General features: G+C 50.4%; 17 protein-coding genes and 3 pseudogenes. 11 read left to right on the forward strand and 9 right to left on the reverse strand.

Going from position 1 to position 21,024, the window contains the following annotated elements:
• Positions 1-33: 33 nt before the first annotated feature.
• Complete coding sequence (asd, locus tag AS136_RS16660) at positions 34-1,152, reverse strand: aspartate-semialdehyde dehydrogenase (RefSeq protein WP_063266862.1); 1,119 nt, start codon at positions 1,150-1,152, stop codon at positions 34-36.
• 205 nt (positions 1,153-1,357) lie between these two features.
• Between asd and AS136_RS28730 the strand changes: the two are divergent.
• From AS136_RS28730 to AS136_RS16685, 6 genes and pseudogenes are all read left to right on the forward strand, one after another.
• Positions 1,358-1,477 (forward strand): annotated as a pseudogene (locus AS136_RS28730) (hypothetical protein); the annotation flags it as partial.
• Positions 1,474-2,031, forward strand: coding sequence for a winged helix-turn-helix transcriptional regulator (locus AS136_RS16665; RefSeq protein ID WP_012968176.1), 558 nt, complete (start codon positions 1,474-1,476; stop codon positions 2,029-2,031). The pseudogene AS136_RS28730 and the gene AS136_RS16665, both read left to right, overlap by 4 nt.
• Positions 2,015-3,058, forward strand: coding sequence for an HlyD family secretion protein (locus AS136_RS16670; protein WP_023322651.1), 1,044 nt, complete (start codon positions 2,015-2,017; stop codon positions 3,056-3,058). The genes AS136_RS16665 and AS136_RS16670 overlap by 17 nt, the downstream gene beginning before the upstream one ends.
• Positions 3,055-4,617: a DHA2 family efflux MFS transporter permease subunit gene (locus AS136_RS16675; protein ID WP_063266863.1), complete on the forward strand. Its 1,563-nt coding sequence runs from the start codon at positions 3,055-3,057 to the stop codon at positions 4,615-4,617. Before AS136_RS16670 ends, AS136_RS16675 begins: the two co-directional genes overlap by 4 nt.
• A gap of 19 nt (positions 4,618-4,636) precedes the next feature.
• Positions 4,637-5,911 carry a beta-ketoacyl-ACP synthase II gene (gene fabF / locus AS136_RS16680; RefSeq protein ID WP_008804821.1) on the forward strand — a complete coding sequence of 425 codons (1,275 nt, stop codon included), beginning with the start codon at positions 4,637-4,639 and terminating at the stop codon, positions 5,909-5,911.
• 265 nt (positions 5,912-6,176) lie between these two features.
• On the forward strand, positions 6,177-6,491 hold the full coding sequence (locus tag AS136_RS16685) for a PTS sugar transporter subunit IIB (RefSeq protein WP_012968173.1): 315 nt from the start codon (positions 6,177-6,179) through the stop codon (positions 6,489-6,491).
• Between the two features lie 48 nt (positions 6,492-6,539).
• On the opposite strand, the gene gstA is transcribed toward AS136_RS16685, so the two are convergent.
• Positions 6,540-7,154 carry a glutathione transferase GstA gene (gstA, locus tag AS136_RS16690; protein ID WP_008804819.1) on the reverse strand — a complete coding sequence of 205 codons (615 nt, stop codon included), beginning with the start codon at positions 7,152-7,154 and terminating at the stop codon, positions 6,540-6,542.
• A gap of 129 nt (positions 7,155-7,283) precedes the next feature.
• Here gstA and AS136_RS16695 point away from each other — a divergent pair, with 129 nt between their 5' ends.
• Positions 7,284-8,159: a LysR family transcriptional regulator gene (locus AS136_RS16695; protein WP_012968172.1), complete on the forward strand. Its 876-nt coding sequence runs from the start codon at positions 7,284-7,286 to the stop codon at positions 8,157-8,159.
• 72 nt (positions 8,160-8,231) lie between these two features.
• Here AS136_RS16695 and AS136_RS16700 read toward each other — a convergent pair.
• The 6 genes and pseudogenes from AS136_RS16700 to AS136_RS16725 form a co-directional block, all read right to left on the reverse strand.
• Positions 8,232-9,064, reverse strand: a pseudogene (locus tag AS136_RS16700) (PRD domain-containing protein).
• Positions 9,065-9,087: 23 nt separating this feature from the next.
• Positions 9,088-10,548 (reverse strand): annotated as a pseudogene (locus AS136_RS16705) (glycoside hydrolase family 1 protein).
• Positions 10,549-10,552: 4 nt separating this feature from the next.
• Positions 10,553-12,421: a beta-glucoside-specific PTS transporter subunit IIABC gene (locus tag AS136_RS16710; protein WP_023322655.1), complete on the reverse strand. Its 1,869-nt coding sequence runs from the start codon at positions 12,419-12,421 to the stop codon at positions 10,553-10,555.
• A 269-nt stretch (positions 12,422-12,690) separates the two neighbouring features.
• Entirely contained in the window at positions 12,691-14,286 is a 1,596-nt protein-coding gene (locus tag AS136_RS16715; protein WP_063266864.1) for a carbohydrate porin, read from the reverse strand.
• A gap of 844 nt (positions 14,287-15,130) precedes the next feature.
• On the reverse strand, positions 15,131-15,622 hold the full coding sequence (locus tag AS136_RS16720; protein ID WP_063266865.1) for a DMT family transporter: 492 nt from the start codon (positions 15,620-15,622) through the stop codon (positions 15,131-15,133).
• 9 nt (positions 15,623-15,631) lie between these two features.
• Positions 15,632-16,066 carry a DMT family transporter gene (locus AS136_RS16725; protein WP_004151877.1) on the reverse strand — a complete coding sequence of 145 codons (435 nt, stop codon included), beginning with the start codon at positions 16,064-16,066 and terminating at the stop codon, positions 15,632-15,634.
• A 99-nt stretch (positions 16,067-16,165) separates the two neighbouring features.
• Here AS136_RS16725 and AS136_RS16730 point away from each other — a divergent pair, with 99 nt between their 5' ends.
• The 3 genes from AS136_RS16730 to AS136_RS26980 all read left to right on the forward strand — a co-directional run bounded on the left by AS136_RS16730 (position 16,166) and on the right by AS136_RS26980 (position 18,805).
• Entirely contained in the window at positions 16,166-17,101 is a 936-nt protein-coding gene (locus AS136_RS16730; RefSeq protein ID WP_022065950.1) for a LysR family transcriptional regulator, read from the forward strand.
• A gap of 246 nt (positions 17,102-17,347) precedes the next feature.
• Positions 17,348-17,704 carry an ASCH domain-containing protein gene (locus AS136_RS16735; protein ID WP_148665832.1) on the forward strand — a complete coding sequence of 119 codons (357 nt, stop codon included), beginning with the start codon at positions 17,348-17,350 and terminating at the stop codon, positions 17,702-17,704.
• A gap of 201 nt (positions 17,705-17,905) precedes the next feature.
• Positions 17,906-18,805, forward strand: coding sequence for a hypothetical protein (locus AS136_RS26980; protein ID WP_071889734.1), 900 nt, complete (start codon positions 17,906-17,908; stop codon positions 18,803-18,805).
• A 461-nt stretch (positions 18,806-19,266) separates the two neighbouring features.
• Here the strand turns inward: AS136_RS26980 and AS136_RS16745 are convergent, their stop codons facing one another.
• Positions 19,267-20,040, reverse strand: a complete 774-nt coding sequence (locus AS136_RS16745; RefSeq protein ID WP_003026049.1) for an AraC family transcriptional regulator — start codon at positions 20,038-20,040, stop codon at positions 19,267-19,269.
• A 119-nt stretch (positions 20,041-20,159) separates the two neighbouring features.
• On the opposite strand from AS136_RS16745, the gene AS136_RS16750 reads away from it, so the two are divergent.
• Entirely contained in the window at positions 20,160-20,885 is a 726-nt protein-coding gene (locus AS136_RS16750; protein ID WP_063266866.1) for a type 1 glutamine amidotransferase, read from the forward strand.
• Positions 20,886-21,024: the final 139 nt, after the last annotated feature.

Consider the following 21,024-nt stretch of genomic DNA (forward strand, 5'->3'; position numbering starts at 1 on the left):
CCGCGCGCGAGGGCTTTCCCCGGATGACCGTAACTATATTTTGCCCAGCAGGATATTTAACATGCGGCGCAGGGGTTCCGCCGCACCCCACAGTAGCTGATCGCCAACCGTTAACACCGAGTAGACGGGTTCATTATTTAACGACATTTTCTTGTAGCGGCCAATTCCTACCTGCAGCGAACCACTAATAGCAGCCGGGGTCAATTTACTGACACTCTCTTGCTTATTATTGCGGACATAGTTTACCCACGGATGGGAATGGGTTATTAACTCAGCGAATTCCGCTTCGCTGACCTCACGTTTAAGTTTAAGGGTAATGGCAGCGCTGTGGCAGCGGATCACGCCGACCCGAATGCATAAGCCATTGACCGGAATGGTGCCGGGCGCAAGGCCAAGAATTTTATTGGTTTCCGCCTCGCCCTTCCATTCTTCGCGGCTGTTTCCATCGCCTAAATCGCTGTCGATCCAGGGAATGATGCTTCCCATCAGAGGAACGCCAAAATTCTCCACCGGCATACCCGCGCTGTTAATCAGCTCACTCACTTTATTTACCAATGGCAGTACTGAACCTGATGCCGTCAGTTCATCCGCAGATAAATGCTGACTGATATAAGCGCTTTGCGCGATTAATTCCCGCACCTGTTTGGCGCCCGCTCCGGAGGCAGACTGATAGGTCATCACGCTCATCCATTCGATCAGGTCAGCCTTGATCAGCCCGGCCAGCCCCATCAGGCTCAGCGTAATGGAGCAGTTGCCGCCAACAAACAGTTTCACTCCCGCTTTCACTGCGCGATCGATATTATCGCGGTTGACCGGGTCGAGAATAATGCAGGCTTTTTCATCCATCCGCAGCGCCGAAGCGGCGTCAATCCAGTAACCTTGCCAGCCATGGTTAATTAACGCTGGATAGATAGCTTTGGTATACTCCCCGCCCTGACAGGTGATGATGATATCCATTTCGGCGAGGGCGCTAAGGGAATTCGCATCTTTCAGGATGTCGCTTTTACCATTAATAACCGGGCCCACACCGCCCGCACTTGAGGTACTAAAAAAATGCGCTGAAATATCGTCGAAATCATTTTCTTCGATCATTCTTTGCAGTAATACAGAGCCTACCATTCCCCGCCAGCCAACAATACCCACCTGCTTCATTTATTTAACCTTTATAAGTTATGAGAATGTTAATTTGCATTTCGCCGTACTTTATATCGCATCCCTTAATAAAGGTCATTACCCACCACATCGATTTCTATCATTATTAAAATGTTTCATCCGCCATCAGCGATTTTTATCTCTTATTACGGCAAAGCAGGAATAAGGTGGCGGCGACTGTCCCTCTTTTCGGCATTCAAAGGAGAAACGACGTAGCGAAACGGGAGCGGCTTCTCCCCTGGGTACCGTGAATAGTAACTTGCATTTTGATAGTGACTATGTCAATTTGCTGGCAAAAGCCACCTGGTTACTGGACAGCCCATGAAAAATGAACCGCTTTGCCACGCTCCCTGCCCCATTGCCCGCAGCCTTGGCCGCATCGGCGACAGCTGGAGCATCATGATCCTGCGTGACGCCTTCGCGGGCTTTACCCGCTTTGACGAGTTCCAGAAAAGCAGCAACGTCGCGCCCAATATTCTGTCGCGCCGCCTGAAGGCGCTGGTCGACGACGGGCTGCTGGAGAAGGTGTGCTACAGCAGCACCCCGCCGCGCTACGAATACCACCTTACGCAACGCGGCCGCGATTTTCGCATGGTGCTGCTGGCGCTGGCGGAGTGGGGTAACCGCCACTTCGCCCCCGAAGGCCGTCAGATGCAGCTGGTGGAAACCGCCACCCAGCGACGGGTGGAGCCAGTCATGGTGGATAAAGCGACCGGGGAAGAGATTATTCCGGGTAAATACGCCATGGTGCCGGGCCCCGCCGCCTCGCCGCTGATGAAATATCGTCATGAATATCTGCTGCGCAAACGCGAAGGCGATAGCGGGCAAAAATTCCAGCCTGAACCTTACAGAGAGGCCAGCAATGAATCCGGCCAGTAAGAAAAGCATCCTCGTCCTGGCGGCACTCGGCGTCGCCGCCCTGGCGGCAGCGAGCTACGGCGCTTACTGGTGGCATACCGGGCGCTTTATGCAGACCACCGATGATGCCTATGTTGGTGGCGACATTAGCGCCATCTCCAGCAAAGTCTCCGGCTATATCCAGCAGCTGGCGGTGCAGGACAATATGGCGGTGAAAAAAGGCGACCTGTTGATCCGCATTGACGACCGCGATTATCGCGCCGCCCTCGCAAAAGCCGCCGGAGAAGTGGCGGCGCAGCAGGCCGCGCTGGCCGATATCCTGGCCACCCGCCAGCTACAGCAGGCAACGATTGCCGGCTCTGCGGCCTCGTTACTGGCCGCCACGGCGGCAACCGAAAAACTGGCTAACGACAACCGACGCTATAACGCCCTGGCCGCGTCGAGCGCGATTTCCGCACAGATCCGCGATAACGCCTCCGCCGATTATCGCCGGGCGCATGCCGAGCAGGAGAAAGCCAAAGCGGATAAAACCGTGGCCGAACGTCAGCTGGCGGTGCTGGATGCTCGCCAGCAGCAAACTCTGGCTGCCCTGGCGCAGGCCCAGGCTAACCTCGAGATGGCCAGGCTGAACCTCAGCTATACCGACATTCGCGCGCCGTTCGATGGGGTGATTGGCAACCGCCGCGCGTGGTCCGGCTCCTTCGTCAGCAGCGGTACGCAGCTGCTCTCCCTGGTACCCGCGCACGGCCTGTGGATTGACGCCAACTTCAAGGAAAACCAGCTGGCGCATATGCGTGCCGGCCAGCCGGTGACCATCGTCGCCGATGTGCTGCCGAACCATACCTTTAAGGGGCATGTCGCCAGCCTGGCGCCGGCGACCGGCTCACGCTTCAGCATTCTGCCGGCGGAGAACGCGACCGGGAATTTCACTAAAATCGTGCAGCGGGTGCCGGTCCGCATTGCGCTGGAAGGTGACGGGGCAAAGCTTGACGTCCTGCGCCCGGGACTGTCGGTGATCGTCACCGTGAACGAAAAGAGCCCTCGATGAGCACCGTTCAGGCGCTGTCCGCCCCGCAGGGTCTGTCGATGCCGACGGCGAAGAAGATCTTCGCCTTCGCCAGCATGTGCGTGGGGATGTTTATTGCCCTTATCGACATCCAGATCGTCTCCGCCTCGCTGCGGGATATTGGCGGCGGCCTGTCGGCGGGCGACGATGAAACCGTCTGGGTACAAACCAGCTACCTGATCGCCGAGATCATTATTATTCCGCTTTCCGGCTGGCTGGCCCGGGTCATGTCGACCCGCTGGCTGTTTGCCGCTTCTGCGGCGGGCTTCACGCTGATGAGCCTGCTGTGCGGCTGGGCGTGGAACATCCAGAGTATGATCGCCTTCCGCGCCCTGCAGGGACTGGCGGGCGGGTCGATGATCCCCCTGGTGTTCACCACCGCTTTCGCCTTTTTCCAGGGCAAACAGCGGGTTATTGCCGCGGCGACGATCGGCGGCCTGGCCTCCCTCGCCCCTACGCTGGGTCCAACGGTGGGCGGCTGGATCACCGAAAACTACAACTGGCACTGGCTGTTCTTTATCAACGTGGTTCCGGGGATTTACATCGCGGTGGCAGTGCCGCTGCTGGTGAAAGTAGACAGCGCCGCCCCCTCGCTGCTGCGCGGCGCCGACTATCTCAGTATTCTGCTGCTGGCCTTGTCCCTCGGCTGCCTGGAATATACCCTCGAAGAAGGTCCGCGCTGGGGCTGGTTTGATGACGCGACCCTGACGACCACCGCCTGGGTCGCCCTGCTCTGCGGCGTGGCCTTTGTTATCCGCACCCTGCGCCATCCGCAGCCGGTGATGGATCTCCGTGCCCTGCAGGATCGAACCTTCAGCCTCGGCTGCTATTTCTCGTTTATGGCCGGCGTCGGCATCTTCGCCACCATCTATTTAACCCCGCTGTATCTGGGGAGCGTGCGCGGTTTCAGCGCGCTGGAGATCGGCCTGGCGGTATTTTCCACCGGCCTGTTCCAGGTCATGTCTATTCCGTTTTATTCGTGGCTCGCCAACCGCGTCGACCTGCGCTGGCTGCTGATGACCGGGCTGATCGGCTTTGCGGTGTCGATGTACAGCTTTGTTCCGATCACCCACGACTGGGGGGCGGATCAGCTGCTGCTCCCGCAGGCCTTTCGCGGACTGGCGCAGCAGTTTGCCGTCGCGCCAACGGTGACCCTGACGCTGGGCAGCCTGCCGCCCGCGCGCCTGAAGCTGGCCTCCGGGCTGTTTAATCTGATGCGCAACCTCGGGGGCGCCATCGGCATCGCCCTGTGCGGCACGGTGCTTAACGACAGAACCAATTTGCACTACAGCCGCCTGGCGGACCATCTGAATAACGCCAACCTGGCAATGAGCGATTTTGTTCAGCGCAGCGCGGCAAACTTCACCGTCCAGGGGATCTCGCCGGATGCCGCGCAGACGGCGGCGCTGAAAAATCTTTCCGCGCTGGCGCTGCGGGAGGCGCGAACCCAGGCATTTTCCGATGCTTTCTACCTCATCATGATGGGTTTTTTGCTTGCCGCGCTGCTGGTTCCCTTGATGAAAAAGCCGCCGGCACACTAATACTACAGGAGAGTTAACTATGGGCGTTTCCGTTAAACGCATTGTCGTCACCGGGATGGGGATTGTCAGCCCGCTGGGTTGCGGCGTACAGCACGTCTGGCAGTCGCTGCTGGCAGGAAAGTCAGGGATCACCCGGCTCAGCGAGCAGCTGGTCGCGGATATTCCCTGCAAAGTGGCCGGCCAGGTGCCGTCCATTGACAGCGATCCGCTGCACGGCTTCGACCCGCTGGCGACCATCCCGGCGAAAGAGCGCAAAAAGATGGATCGCTTTATTGAGTTTGCGCTGGTCGCCGCCCGCGAAGCGCTGGCCCAGGCCGGTTGGTCGCCAGCATCCGAGGCCGAACAGGAACGCACCGCCACGGTGATCGCCACCGGGATCGGCGGGTTCAGCGAGATCGCCAATGCGGTACATACCACCGATGAACGCGGGCCGCGTCGCCTCTCGCCGTTCACCATCCCCTCTTTTCTGGCCAACCTGGCCGCCGGGCATGTGTCTATCGCCCACGGTTTCCGGGGGCCCATCGGCGCGCCGGTCACCGCCTGCGCGGCTGGCGCCCAGGCCATTGGCGATGCGGCGCGGATGATCCGCAGCGGCGAGGCGGATATCGCCCTCTGCGGCGGCGCGGAAGCGGCGATTCATCGCGTTAGCCTGGCCGGGTTTGCCGCAGCAAGGGCGCTGTCCAGCGCCTCCAGCGACCAGCCGGAAGCCGCTTCCCGCCCCTTTGACCGTGACCGCGATGGTTTTGTGATGGGAGAAGGCGCCGGGCTTATCGTGATCGAATCTCTGGAGCACGCGCTGGCGCGCGGCGCCACGCCGCTGGCCGAGCTGGTGGGCTACGGCACCAGCGCAGATGCTTATCACCTGACCGCTGGCCCGGAAGACGGGAACGGCGCACGTCGGGCCATGGAGACCGCTATTCGCCAGGCCGGGGTGACCGTCGACGAGATTGACCATATCAACGCCCACGCCACCTCAACGCAGGTAGGTGATAAAGGTGAGCTGGCGGCGATTAAAACGCTGTTTGGCGCCCATCCGGTCGCCATTACCTCGACGAAATCCGCCACCGGCCATCTGTTAGGCGCGGCCGGCGGGATCGAGGCCATCTTCACCATTCAGGCCCTGCGCGATCAGGTGGTGCCGCCGACGCTGAACCTGCATCACCCCGATGAAGAGGCGGCAGGTCTCAATCTGGTGGCGCTGCAGGCCCGCCCGCAGAAAATGCGTTATGCGCTGTCAAACGGTTTTGGCTTTGGCGGCGTTAACGCCAGCCTGCTGCTGAAACGCTGGGAATAATCGTCAACTCCCCCCGCCGGCACTGGCCGGCGGGGAATTTCCACCCGGACACCCTACTCAGTCACTGATCTCCCTCTTCTGGCACAGCAGACGACGAAGCGCCGCCACGGCGCGGCAGTGACCTTTATCAAGATCTTCGCTATCGGTCATCTTTGCCAGAAAGGTCAGCAACATCATGATGAATTCTTCACGCAATTATGAGGTGGCGCTCATTTTATGCGCATGGCGAGTCATATCCTGTGACTAATTCTCAGGAGGTAAAACCATGAAAAAGCTTCTGATATGTTGTTTGTTTGGCAACACCGCCAATTCTCTCGCCAAAAAGATACAGTTACTGGCGGAAAAAAAGGGCCATCCTCTCATTGTCAGCGCAGTGGGCCTGGAAAATTTTGCCAGCGTGGCGCCCGCTTTCGACGGATTTCTCGTTGCGCCGCATATTCAGTATAAGGTCGCGGAGATAAGAGGGATTGTTGGCGACGCTCGTTCTATTGCGGTGATTGAAAGTCTGCCCTATGCCTCACTCGACGCGGAAAAAGTTTTCGCGTTTGTGATGGCGCAGATGCCTGAACTGGCAGTCTGACACCGAAGGCCGCCTCTCTTGTGCGGCCTTCTCTACGCATGTCGCCTTCTACCTGCCCTGTTGAGACGCTTCAGCCCGTAATGCCGCCTGTACAGCAGGACGGGCATTTATTATTTCCATGTACGACGATAGCGCTGGCCAGCGATCCAGAGGGATCGCGAAGAATTTGCACCATCCCAGCACCGTGAAGAGGTAGGCATCCGCCACGCTAAAGGACGGCCCAGTCAGATAGGTTTTTTCGCTGAGCGTCGTCTGCAGAAAATCGAAGCGTCGGAATAGCTTGTCTCGAAAAATCGTTTTGACATCTTCCGCCAGCGCGGAGTTAAACAGCGGCGCCGAACCCGCGTGTATTTCACTGGTGATAAAGTTAAGCCATTCCTGCAGGCGCACCCTTTCCCAACTGCCCGCGCGTGGCGCCAGGCCGTATTCGGGTTTACGATCGGCGAGGTACTGCACCATCGCCGGCCCTTCGGTGAGGATCTGCCCATCATCCAGCTCAAGCGCAGCAACATACCCTTTCGGGTTAATGGTGAGGAAGTCGCGACCATCAGCGGTGATCTTGCTTCTGTTGTTGACTCTCACCAGTTCAAATTCAAGGTTCAGCTCGCGCAGCACGATGTGCGGTGATAATGAACAGGTATCTGGCGCGTAATAAAGTTTCATCTCGTCTCCGTTAATGTGTAAAGCCGTCGGACAACGTCCTGCACGATCCTCAGCACACTGTATTTAACGCCGATCGCACTGTAAAATTAATGATATAGAAAAGAACTATTAGCTGAGCTACTGATAATCATGATGAATCTTTTACACTGGCGCCTGCTGGTAGCCGTGGCGGATGCCGGCAATATCTCACGTGCTGCCGAGGAGATAGGCATGACCCAGTCCGGCGCCAGCCAGGCCATTGCCCAGCTGGAGGCTTCTCTGGGCTTTCCGGTATTTACCCGTGAGCGACGATACATCGGGATTACCGCCCTGGGTGAGCAGGTGGTGGAACATGCCAGAAACATGCTTTCGCAGCTGAACGTTATCCGCGAACTGGCTGATCGGGGCCGGAACGTCACCCGCGGGCGCATTCGGCTGGCCAGTTTTCCCTCCGTGACGTCTACCTTGTTGCCCGGCCTGCTGCGCGACGTTAAGCGCCTGCATCCGGGTATTGACGTTGTTGTGCTGGAAGGCTCTGACGAAGAAGTCGAAGCGTGGCTTGCCGCAGACACCGTTGAACTTGGGGTGGTCATGAATCCCGTTCCCGGACGTGCAGAGGTGGTACTAGGACAGGATGCATGGGTCGCGGTCCTGCCCGCCAGCCATCGGTTGGCACAGCATGCGAAAGCTGATGGCATAACGCTAAAGGCGCTGGCGGACCAGCCCTTTGTTCTGGCGACGGGCGGCTGTGTCGTGAATGGCAAAAGCTTGATGGAAAAGGCCGGGTTGCAACTCTCTGATATCCGCGTGACGGTTCGCGACTGGATAAGCGCCTGTAAACTGGTCGGCGAAGAGATGGGCGTCGCGCTGGTACCGGAATCCGCCCTGCCGGAGACCTTACGCAACCTGTGCGTGGTGCCAGTGACGCCGGCTATTCATCGTGAGTTTGGACTGGTTTGTTCGCCATCCGGAACGTCTTCTGATGCCACACAGGCGCTGCTTAATGCGCTACGTAAACGAAGATGAGCGCTCCAGAGTGAATCATCTTATCGCCATGGCATCAATCTCTGACCTGTCTCCTGTTCCCAAACTAAAATTTCACTTTGAATATTTACTGAGTTTACTGATATGTATACCTAACCAGGTAAGTTCATCATTAGGAATAGCAATGGCGTAATTGCTTTTTATAAAGTCACGAATCACCTCAGCAACCACCATCGCTTTTGGATGGAAACGAATTAACTCATTATAGAAGTCGTCAGTTTCTTCTGTTGCAAGGCTATTATTTAATACCCTTTCAGCGAAATATCTTAAATGCGTAATAAATCTGGCATAGTGAATTGAATTCACATCAATATTTTGATTGAGTTTATAACGAACAATTTCAGCAATTCTGTTAACTAACTCTACTTGCTTATGTGCGTTAGTCTCATCAAATTGAAAAGTTGCATTGATAATATGAAAAGCAATGTGTACAGCCTCGTCATCAGGAAGACTCACCGCAAACTTAGCTGATACCAAATCTCTTGCCAGCTCGCCAATGCTATACTCTTTCTGATAGTAACGCTTTATTTCCCAGGTCAGTTTATTCGCAATGTTCGTATTTGTCTTACAGCGTTCAACAGCAAAATGCAAGTGTTCCGCGAGGGTGAATAGTAAAACTGAATTAAGCTTTTCGCTGTAATGAGCTTGAGCCATCTTAACAATTTCATGAGTGATCTCAAAGAAATCCGCGGGAATTGTGTCCGTTAGTGACAGATAATGTCGCGACTTGAGGGTATCCAAAGGCATAAAGACCTGTTCGACACTTTGCAAGTCGATAATTGTCCCTGCTTGGTGTTAAAACCGATACCTTTGCCAAAGAGTATCATCTCTTTTCCGTCATTCTCAGCAAGCAGCATGCTGTTATTTAAGGACTTTTTAACTTTCATCTCAGTTCCCGCGGTAGCAATGATTAACTTAAATCAGTCCCGTTCGTCGCTATAACCTTGCGATACCAATAGAAGGAGTCTTTGCGTAACCGATTCAAAGAACCGTTCCCCTCGTCATCTTGATCTACATAAATAAAACCATAGCGTTTGGTCATTTGCGACGTGCCAGCACTAATAATATCAATTGTTCCCCAACTCGTATACCCTATTAAATCGACACCTTCTTTGACAGCTTCAATCATCTGCTCAAAATGCGCACGGAAATAATTAATACGGTAATCGTCATGAATCTTCCCATCAACCACTGTATCTTTTGCCCCAAACCCGTTTTCAACAATAAATAAAGGGATTTGATATCGATCGTAAAGCTCCAGTAGCTAAATTTTAAGCCCTACAGGATCTATTTGCCATCCCCATTCAGAAGCCGGTAGATGAGGGTTTTTTACACCCATGATAGTATTTCCTGCCGTGCGCTCTGCATCGGACTGAACAGATTCCGTGATGGACATATAATAACTGAATGAAAGGAAATCTACAGTATAGCGACGTAACGTTTCCAAATCATCCGGCTGCATTTTTATCTTGATATTCCGCAGCTCCAGGTCCCGCTTAATTAATGGTGGATATTCGCCTTTAATCTGAACATCTGAATAAAAATAGTTTTCGAGATTTTTTTTCAGAGTGGCTTCCACGTCAGCAGGATGACAGGTCAGTGGGTACGTTGTTAACTTAGTAAGCATACATCCGACCTGGCTGCCAGGTATCTTTTCATGGCAGTCTCTTGTCGCTAAGGCCGAAGCAACAAACTGATGATGCAACGCCTGATAAATATCCTGCGTGCTTTCTCCCGGTAGACTTTTCTCTTCGCGGACACCCGCTGTCGTAAAAGGATGCCGATGAATGCTATCAATTTCGTTGAATGTCAACCAGTAACGTACCAAATTCTTGTAACGGTCAAAGCACACATTTGAATAGCGTACAAACGCATCAACAACATTTCGGTGGACCCAGCCATTATATTTCTCACTCAATGCTAATGGCATTTCATAATGTGAGAGCGTAACCAATGGTTCAATGCCAAGTCTGCGCATTTCAGTGAACATATTTTCATAGAACTGTAATCCTTTTTCATTCGGTTGCTCATCTTCACCTGTAGGGAAGATTCGTGACCATGCGATTGATACGCGCAGGACTTTTATACCCATTTCGGCAAAAAGCGCTAAGTCTTCTTTGTAACGATGATAAAAATCTATGCCTCTGCGTTTAGGGTAATTTTGATCATTCTTCCCCTCAAGCGCATCACTCACGTTTTGATCAGATACGGCCATATGGCCGGCATAATCGCTCGTGCTCAGATGCGCCTTATAGGCAACTGCATCTGCAACAGAAGGCCCTTTGCCGTCAACGTTCCATGCACCCTCTGCCTGATTGGCTGCAATGGCTGCACCCCATAAAAAATTCTTGGGAAGAATAGATGTCGACATAATATCAAGCCTCTTTTAATGAAAAAATATTAAACTGCTGGAGTGTATTGGTATGATCGTTCGACGGCTTCATCATAAAACGATCGCTATTGGTAATAACCATTATTACAACTGGGTCATAACCCGCTTTAGTTATTTCATCAATATCAAATTCGATTAATAGTTCACCCGCTTTAACGTGTTGGCCATCTGTAATTTTCGGGTGAAAGCCTTGACCGTTCATTTGTATCGTATCAATTCCTATATGAAAGATAACCTCTACTCCATGGGTAGTCATCATGCTGGCTGCATGGCCACTTTCGAACACATGCTCAATAACGCCATCGGCAGGTGCATAGAGTGCTCCCACAGTTGGAACGATAGCGATACCATCACCCATGATTTTTGAAGAAAATACATCGTCGTTGACCTCTGTCAGGGGGATGACTTTCCCTTCAACCGGACTGGTAAAGGTAAAGTCATTCATTAAGACTGGATTAGCAGTGACTTCAGTCTTCTCAAATTTGGGCATGTCCTCCTCTGGATGGGGCGTTGCTGTTTTTTCTTTCCAGAAGAATAATGTTGATAAAAATGCCAGGCAGAATGAAACAAGTGCGCCGATGATTGCATATATCAAACTGGTTGGATTATCCGGTGACGCAAAAATTGAGATACTGGCAAGGCTCGGCGCTACAATTGCATAAGCTGAGACCATCATAAATCCCATGAAGGAGCCACCGACCATTGCCCCCAGCATCACGGAGATCAGTACTGGCCTATGCAGTAAAGTAATCCCGTAAAGTGCAGGTTCAGTAATGCCAAACAGCGCTGATATTCCAGAGGAAAGAGCAGTCCCTTTAAACATTTTATCTTTGCTTTTTAGCGAAACGGCAAGGCAGGCTCCTGCTTCAGCGATATTGTGAGCTAAGGAAGCTGGGTTATACAATGATTCTTTACCTGTTTGCCCCATTGACATTATGGCATAAGGGAGGAAAGGTTTATGCATACCGGCCGCTACAATAAATGGCAGTCCGCCAGCAAGTAAGCCTGTTGCGATGAATCCAAATTTGCCATGCATCCAAAGGATCAGATGCGTTAACAGAGACCCCATTTCAAAACCTAATGGCCCAAGGATAAGCAATGTGACGGGGACCGTCGTAACCAGCGATAACATGGGCGATAAGAAACCACGTAATGCATTAGGCGTATAACGATTAAAAAGAGATTCCGTTTGTGCATAAAAAATAACACAAAGAATTGCGGGAAACACCTGCGCTGCGTAGGAGACGTTCGTAATATCGAAAGTCATTAACGTTGCACCTTGTTTTGCCAGGGTAGTAAATGTGGGCAACAACAAGACTGAGACAGCAGTCAATGCAACTAATGGATTAACTTTAAGCTTATTCGCAGTAGTGATGGCGATAAGTAAGGGTAAAAAATAAATAGGCGCGGTTCCGATGCAGTCCAAAATTTGATATGTCGAACTGTCTTTAGTCAGCCATCCAGCCATATTCAAAATAATTAAAATGGATTTCAGCACGCCGCCACCTGCAATTGCAGGTATGAGTGGTTGAAAGATACTGATAACAAAATCAATCAACCATGCATTCCATTTTTTCTTTGTTACTGGTTTCTGTTTCGCGTCAGCATCATTAGCCATTAAAGATCTAATCGCATCAAACACTTTAACAACGTCTTTGCCAATGACTATCTGACACTGCACATTTGTCACGACACCCATTACTTCAGGTAATTTTTTGAGGTCAGACACTTCAACTTTAGCATTGTCATACAAGCTTAAGCGTAATCTGGTTGAGCAATGTTCAATGTGTTCGATGTTGCCTGCTCCGCCGACTAATTTGAGAATTGTACGCCCAGTATTTAGATGATCCATAAGTTGCCTCATGAGCAAAAAAAAGACCTGAAATTCTCACCCCAAATGAGGGGGAGAATTTCAGGTCTTGCCTGCATTACCAGTTACACGCCTGTACTACATATTTGCCAACAATATACTATATACATAGTTACAGGCAATAAAATTAACCCATCTTTCGTCAAAATGTGACAGTTATCACATAATAATCCTCGTAAATGACCACGATATAAAAACCCTCCCAGGAGTATTTTCTCCCTGTATTATATTTCCTTTATATTAACCGATAGTTACCACCACACCTCAGCCTGAGCGCCAATAGATAATTGATCTTTTTTATTATCGTTGAATGTATAATTCGATATCTCGTTTTGGTTTGCCCGGATATACGTTGTATAGAACCGAATTTCTGGTCTTGAGGTTAGGATTGATGTATTAACTTTGAGCGCATGATACAATGTTGTTTTGTAACCGGATTCACTATATGTCTGCTCTTGAGTTTTGTTATCCTGTCTAAACCATCCGAGTTCTACCCCGGTCTGGTTGAATTTATCCCAGATATAAGCGGGACGGATGACACTTCGATAACTTTCAAAATCTGTATGAGCACCAGTATCATAGCTAAATATATCATTACCATTTGAATATACTAGTGCGTGTGCAACAATAGTGTTTTCCGCGGGGTAAAATTCCCCTTGAGAAATGATTCTGAATGCCTTGCCATTTGTGTGATTTCCATAATAGTTATCACCACTCCCAAATGTTGGGTTTGCTCCTGAAATTTTTGCAAAAGAACTGGCGATAGAATTATTGGCAGCTTGCAGGGTTAATTCGTCATAACCCCCTGCGTCAAACTTCTGCCTTAAAATCGCACCTACCAGCCAGGCATCTTTTACATGATAATACTGACCATCAGCCTCCCCTGACTTCACGACGTCTGATTTGTTTGCCATGTTATAGCGCCCATCAAGTTCTAATGTTGCCTTATCCCATAATGGAATTTCACGATAACGTATATCAAGCGCATTCGTATTGATCTGTAATGAATTTCCTGATGTATCATAATCAAGAGCACGCGCGTTCAGGTCCTGACGCACTACAGCAACGTTAAATTTGCCTGGACCCATTTTCCAGTTTTCTATACCGAGCCCTGCTCCGCTTTCTGTTCTGACGCTTTTCCAGTCAAGCATCTGTATCTCATACTTAGGCAGATAGTGTTTACCTACCCAAAAATCAGCTTCAGGGGCAAAATTAAGAAATCCCTTCGTCGTGAGATAGATATCAGAAAATTGTAAGTTACTCTCTGTATCTTTAACAAAGACTGCATTGTTGTATTGCTCACCCACATTGCCATCCAGCATAACGACAGCATGTGCAGTTTTACCATCCTGGTCGTACACTTTCTGCTTGAGTTGAAGATCGAACCATGAGGTATATTCATTGCCGAAACGGCCAAGTGATCCAATAGCATATTCTTTTGGCGATCCATGATTAGCCGTTCCCCAACCAGAACGGAAATAGCCATTGTACGAAAACCCAATATCGTTTTTAACAAAGTCACTAATATCTTTCAATGTAAGATCATTATTAACTTTAGTTGTGGCACTATTTCCTGTTTTGTTGCTATTACTCGATGCTACTGCAACAGTTGAAGTGGCAGAATTTGTTGTTGGTTGAATTTTTTCATCTGCAGAGCTGACCGGGTTTCTGTTTGTTTTATCAGCTTGCTTATACCTGGTTAATTCTGCTTTTGTGCTTTTTAATTCTGCAGTGTTTTCCTGGAGTTGTTTTTCAAGCAAAGCCAGTCTCTCTTCCACTGTTAAACTCTGTCCATAAGCATTGCTGAACATGGCAGAGATAAGGCAAAATAGAATAGTCTTGTTCATATTTTAAATATTCTCATGTAGATTACAGGGGTAAAGCGCATATTAAAATAAAATCATATCTCACCTTCCCAGGGTAGAAATATATATAGTAAGCAAGCCTATTTAGCCTGATCATTTCATAGCTATTTGACTCCAGCGAAATGGATCGATGCTTAACATTAATATTGAATTATGAAATGAAAAATTGTTTTCAAAAAAATTATTTGCTTGTTGTCACTCCTTTAACTGTGCCGATTCGCAACGTGAACGGAGACTTCTCTTGTCTTATCTCGTCACAACAGTTCTGTTTTTACAAATGAACCCAAATGACTGCCCTGCCCGATAAAAGTAAGCTTGACGCTATTTGGATTATCCGGAGCAGCATTTTTCTTCATTTAAGCTAAGCTGTCGTCGGGTAGAACCATGTTCAATATGTTCAAAATTGCTTGCCCCGCTGTTCAATTTACGTATTTTCTGCGCTGTTTTTTTGGAATCCATTTGCCACCCCAGAAGCAAAAAAAAAGACCTGAGATGAGCAATGAATAGGTCTAAATTCATCGCTCATCTCAGGTCTTGCCTGTTTTACCAGTTACACGCCTGTCGTTCTGCCCGTGTATTTAAATATTTTGTAGGAGGGTTTTACAATAGCTTACTTTGAATTTTTTTTAAAATGTGACATGTCTTACAAATTTCAACCGTTGCCGGATGCAAATTAAACGACGTTTCTCAACAGCAAAAGCGGGATAAACTCTACCCACACCGGGTTTCTGTCCCTGTAATATGCCCATGGCATCGCTGTGTAACACCTGAAGAGTGTCAGGATATTTCTGGCACTCTTCAGAGAGAACACCTGAACTGGCCGGGCTTATGTGTTAGCGTTTTCCTGCTGCCGGGGAGTTTTCGCCGTTGCGGCTTTTGACTTACTGCTGGAGTAAATGAAGAACAGCGCGATACCCAGGCAGACAATGGCGCCGATTCGGCTCATCGAGAATGGAATCGACGCATTGCCCAGCCAGCCGAAGTTATCGATCAGCATGCTCATGGTTAACTGGCCAAAAATGACAGCGACCGTAGCCACTGCCGCGCCAATACGCTGGACGGCCAGTACCATAATGACGATATACGGTACGCCAAACATCGCGCCCAGCAGCTGCCATTTAGGCACGTCCATCAACGTCAGGGGGTGTTTGGGTTCGAAGAAGAAGATCAGCAGCCCCGTCACCAGGGCGCCGACAGAAAATGTCAGGAACGCGCTTTTAAATACGCCGACCTTGCTGCCCAGCTGGCCATTGATAGCCGCCTGGATACTCAGCATGGCGCCACCGGCGACGGCGAGCAGAATCATGATAATAGTCATAATGTTACTTTACCCCTGTGCAACCATAACCAGCGCTGCAATGATGAAAATCAGCGCAATGATACGCTTACTGTCAATTTTCCGGCGCGACGTACCGAGCAGACCGAAGTGATCAATAATCAGGCTCTTGAACACCTGGCCTGCCAGGATGCCGATCATAGTCATGGCGATGCCGATTGCCGGCGTTACCACGGTCAGGATGATGACGTAAATCGGCCCAAGCACGCCGCCAAGTAGCTGCCACGCTGGTTGCGCAAAGAATGACGGGCTGTTACGCGGGCTGAAAAAAAGCATCAGCAGGAAGGTCAGCGCCGCGCCCACGCCAAATATGCTGAAGGTAGCCCAGAGGTCACCGACCTCCCCACCCAGTGGCCCGAGCAATCCTGCCTCTATGGACAGTCCCATGCCTCCGGCAATGACGATAAAAATCAATATTAGTTGCATAGCAATCTGTCTCCCAAAGTCCAGGCGGAGAAGATTACGACTTAACATGGATGAGAAAAATGCCATAATGAGATAAACACCTGTGCAGGATATGCATTAATGAATGGCCTTGGGAACATCAGTATTCGCGCCCTGCTGATTTTTATAGACGTTTATGAAACGCAGAATTTCTCTGTGGTGGCCCGGCGGGAAGGGATATCGGCCTCTCAGGTATCACGCGTCATCCATCAGATGGAGGATGTGCTCGGGCAGCAGCTTTTTTACCGCAATACCCGGGCTATAATTCCGACGGAAAGCGGCCATCTTTTTATCCGCTATGCGCGTGCGATGACGGGCAGCATGGAGGAGGCGCGGCGGGAACTCAATGAGAGAACGCTTGAGCCTTCCGGAATGGTCCGCATAAACGCACCGGTGTTCTTTGGACAGCGCCATGTCGCACCCGCGTTACCCGGCCTGACGGAGCGATACCCGAAGCTTAGTATTGAGCTTACGCTGACGGATGATTACATCGATCCGCACCGGGAGCCGGCTGACGTGATTTTCCGGATTGGCGTGCTGACGGATTCCGCCTTTCATGCGCGCGTGTTTGGCCAGCAGTTCTATCATCTTGCCGCGTCACCGGATTATATCCGCCGGCACGGCATGCTGGGATCACCCGAAGAGCTCGCGCGGCATAAATGCCTGGTCTATCGCGGTTCATCAGGACCAAACCAATGGCTGCTGCGCAGGCGCGGAGAGGAATGGGTGCACTACCCCGTCTCGCCCCTGATGTCATCGAATAATGCGGAAACCCTGCTGATTGCCGCACTCGGGGGGATGGGGATTGTGCTGTTTCCTGACTGGCTGATTGGAGACCGGCTGAAGAGCGGCGAGCTGGTCGGACTGCTGCCGGAACTGGATACATCCATAAAAACGGAGCCACAGCACATCGCGGCAATCTATCCGAATGCCCGCCACCCTCCGCTGAACGTGCGGGCGATTATCGATTACTACCTGGACGCGTTCGGTTCACCGCTTTACTGGCAGTCTGAATAAGACAGGCGACTTTATGGCTCGTCTTGAAGTTAACTTACGTTTCTGGCACAGAGCAAACGCGTTAAATGCCCTTAAGGTCTGTTTTGAGCGAAGAACGGACCACACTATCTAAAGAAAGATATCGCTGATAATGTTGGGACCGCTCTTGTTAAAAAAGGCATGCCATTTCTTTTCATTGACGATAACGAAGGGATTTTCATGGTTGAGGAAATAAAAAAGAAGTATCCCGGCGCAGACGCCTGGCAAATGGGTGACAGTCCGGAGCTGGCTAACGAGCTTGCGGAACTGATCAAAAAAGGGATCAAAACGGCCTCTTGCGGATCTTTTGCCTCTTACCAGCAGGAAGAATCTGCTCCGAGGATAGGGAGTTATCACATTATTCTTGATGGCCAGAATGTTCCAGTTTGCGTGATCAGACTGATTTCGATGCAGCTGGTTCGTTTTTGTGATGTCACAGAAGCGTTCGCCCGCAAAGAAGGTGAAGGCGATTTAAGCCTTGAATACTGGAAGAGAGAGCATCAGAGATTTTTCAGCTGCGAAGGTCATTTTTCTGAAGATATGGAGTTGATCGCAGAAGAATTTGAAGTGGTTGAAGTGCTGTGAGACAAGGTCAACGGGTTGACGTTTTATCACTGACCACTGATAACACTGTTCGCTTCTGGCGCGGAGCGGACAAGCTGTCGAGCTAAAGGTCCGCATTGAGCAAGGAGCGGACGTGCCAGCTATAATTGGTAATAAAATGAGAGTAGAACTATTCTGATTTGTTTAAAAAAACATTTTTACATCCAAGGGCAAAATATTTTTATGCTATCTTACATGCTATCTCAATATGCCAGGCTACCTGTGCCTGAAGTTACTCTACGTTCATGGTTAAAACAATGGTTGTCAGAGCAGGAATCGAGGTGTACAGACAGAAGTTTCTCGGCGCGATTTCCCTGGAGAGAAACTGGATTATGTCAGGAATATTTTTTACAACGAAAACTCAAAATTGATGGAAAGCAATTTCTTACTGGCCCCCGTTATCAGGGCGGAAATATTAACAAACCTTTTATTGATATTGTAGGTATGGATTCTGACCTAAATCATACTGCATTAGAACTCATTAGTAAGGAATGGTCACAACTCAGAGCTCAGTATGTCCGCATTCTTGTGCCAGGCCAGTCCTTCCCGCAGGGTATTCCCGACCAGTATATATATGCCACGTCTTTTTCTGAACCCCCTGAATTCAATGATAAATCTCTTACTTTGCAAGTGGCGACATACGAAGATTTTGACTGGTGTTGTCAGGCTCTGGGCGATGCCTATAAGCATACATGGCAGACAGTTCGCGAACTGTCTGCAAGCAATTTGGTAGCAGTTGATGACGAAGAGTTGTGTGACCATATTTCTGAGAGAGAAGTATATATTATCTATGAAAACGATGTTCGCGCCGGGTTGCTAATATGCCAGAAAGGAAACCTCGCTTTTCTGAGAGGATATCGTATTACTGACAAAGTAATACTTCCTGCTTTTCGTGGTCGATCATTGTCGGCCCGAGCGCAACGCCTGCTGTACCGATTATTAACTCATTCCGATTCGGAACTATCTTTGTATATGGGCACAATTATTCCGGAGAATATACCCTCGATGAAAACTGCAGAAAGAGCGGGACGAACTTGCATCCTAAGTTATCAATTTCTACCCATCTGCAGAACCCACGACTAACAGCAATGCTAATTTATCTTCAGCCTACTTCCGCTCCTGGCACACAGGGGACGTCCAGGGCCCGGGAGTACTCCCCTGGACGCATTAATGGGCGGTATGTGATTGTTGTGCAGGCTATCATATGGCCTGAGGTACAGCAGAATCAGGCTTCGTAGCAATGAGTCGGCTCACAGCGTCCGGAATCCACCCGGTGCCGTAAATCACCGCAAGGTCTGTCATAAGGTAATTTCATCACGCATCGCGACACCTTTTTTCTTTACGCAGGCCTTCTCTTTCACGGTTTATCAGAACTGTGGGCCGCAGTAATCTCCACTCCGTGCTTTAATCAATGAGAGTGTGTCGGGTGCAAATTAAACTACCTTTCTCAACAGCAAAGGCGGGATACCCCTACCCTCGCAGCGTTTCTGCGTCTGGTAATATGCCCATGACAGTCTCAAAGACCGCTTTGAGGGTTTCCCGGTTTAAGGCACAAAATCGCGTGGCGTTGACCCCAGAATGCAGCGAAAAGCAGCGGTAAATGCCGCCGGGCATGAGAAACCAAGCTGGTAAGCGACCTGTTTGATTGGAACGCCGTTCGCGAGAAGATCCAACGAAGCGCAAATTCTGGCTCTCTGCTTCCATGTTCTAAAACTAAAGCCTGTATCCTTCATAAACAATCGGGAAAAGGTCCGTTCCGACATGGCCGACATAAAAGCCAGCTCGCTCAGCGATGCTTCCCAGCGCTGATTGACCAGGAGCGATCTGGCCGCGCTGAATAATCGCTCATCATTCGGCATGGGAAGCGCCATCGTTAAAGGTGGAGCCTCGCTGAGAATTTCCAGAAGCAACAAAGCTATCTTCCGTTGACTCGGTCTGGCGTAGTCCTCACTGAACAGCCCAGCGATAAGTTCTTTGACTAACGGCGTAGCCGTGATCACATGTACCTGCTGACTCTTCGTAAAGCTCGTACATTCTGCAATAAGGCTACTGCTGAAATAGATCGCCCTGAGATCGGTTTGTGAAAGCAGATGGTAACTATGGATATGCAAAGGCGGTAGCCATAATGCACGCTGAGGAGGGATCACCCAACGGTCACTCTCTGTTTGCACCAACATAACCCCTCTGGTGGCGAAGAGTAGCTGCCCCTCAACATGATGATGGGGAGGATCTACCTCGCCGCGTTGATAGCTTATCGCAGTACTGGACCAGCCTGTGGCTTCATCATGTCTTGGCGCTTTATCTATACTACCTGGCATTTCAGATTTAGCCCCTGCCATTATCATATCGAAACTGGAACCACCCGGAGTAGAGCCTTAGGCAATGGGTGCGTGACTTATCATTCTGATCATCAAAAATATTACAGGAGCTTAACCTCATGCGTGTACACTTTATCGTACATGAAAGTTTTGAAGCCCCGGGCGCCTATGAAACCTGGGCAATAAACCAGGGTCATGATGTAACTTACTCACGCGTCTATGCAGGCGATCGGCTACCTGCTGACGCCGAAGGCATCGATTTTCTTATCGTTATGGGCGGTCCGCAAGATCCGAACACCACGCTTGAAGCATGCCCGCACTTTAATGCTAAAGCGGAACAGGCGCTGATTGCTTCCGCGGTTAAAACCGGTAAGGCGGTGATCGGTATCTGCCTGGGTTCACAGCTAATCGGTGAAGCGCTGGGCGCGCCCTTCTCTCATAGCCCGGAAAAAGAGATTGGTAAATTCCCGATCACATTGACCGAAGACGGCAGGAAGGATGAGATGTTCTCTCAATTTGGGAAAACACTGGCAGTGGGTCACTGGCATAACGATATGCCAGGTTTGACGCCGGGGGCCAAAATTATTGCTTACAGCGAAGGCTGTCCGCGGCAGATCGTTGCCTATTCAGACCGCGTCTTTGGTTTCCAGTGCCACATGGAGCTCACATTGGACGTTGTAGAACGGCTGATCGCTCATTCTGAGAAAGACCTGAGCCGTGCAGCAGAATATCGTTTCGTTGACACGCCTGACGCGCTCCGGGCGCACGATTACAGTGAAATGAATCAAGTACTTTTTGGCTTTTTGGATAAGCTGGAAGCACGTTACAAAGCAGCGCAAGCATAATGTCATGCTCGGTGAGCTTGCCATCGGTTTTGATTTTAATGTCCGCTCCTGGCACAGAGCGGACAAACTAACTGATTTGAAGGTCCGCTATGAGCGAACAGCGGACATCGTGACTCGAACAGGATTCATGCTAAGATGA

This window comes from Klebsiella sp. D5A (assembly GCF_001620885.1).
GTDB lineage: Bacteria > Pseudomonadota > Gammaproteobacteria > Enterobacterales > Enterobacteriaceae > Klebsiella > Klebsiella variicola.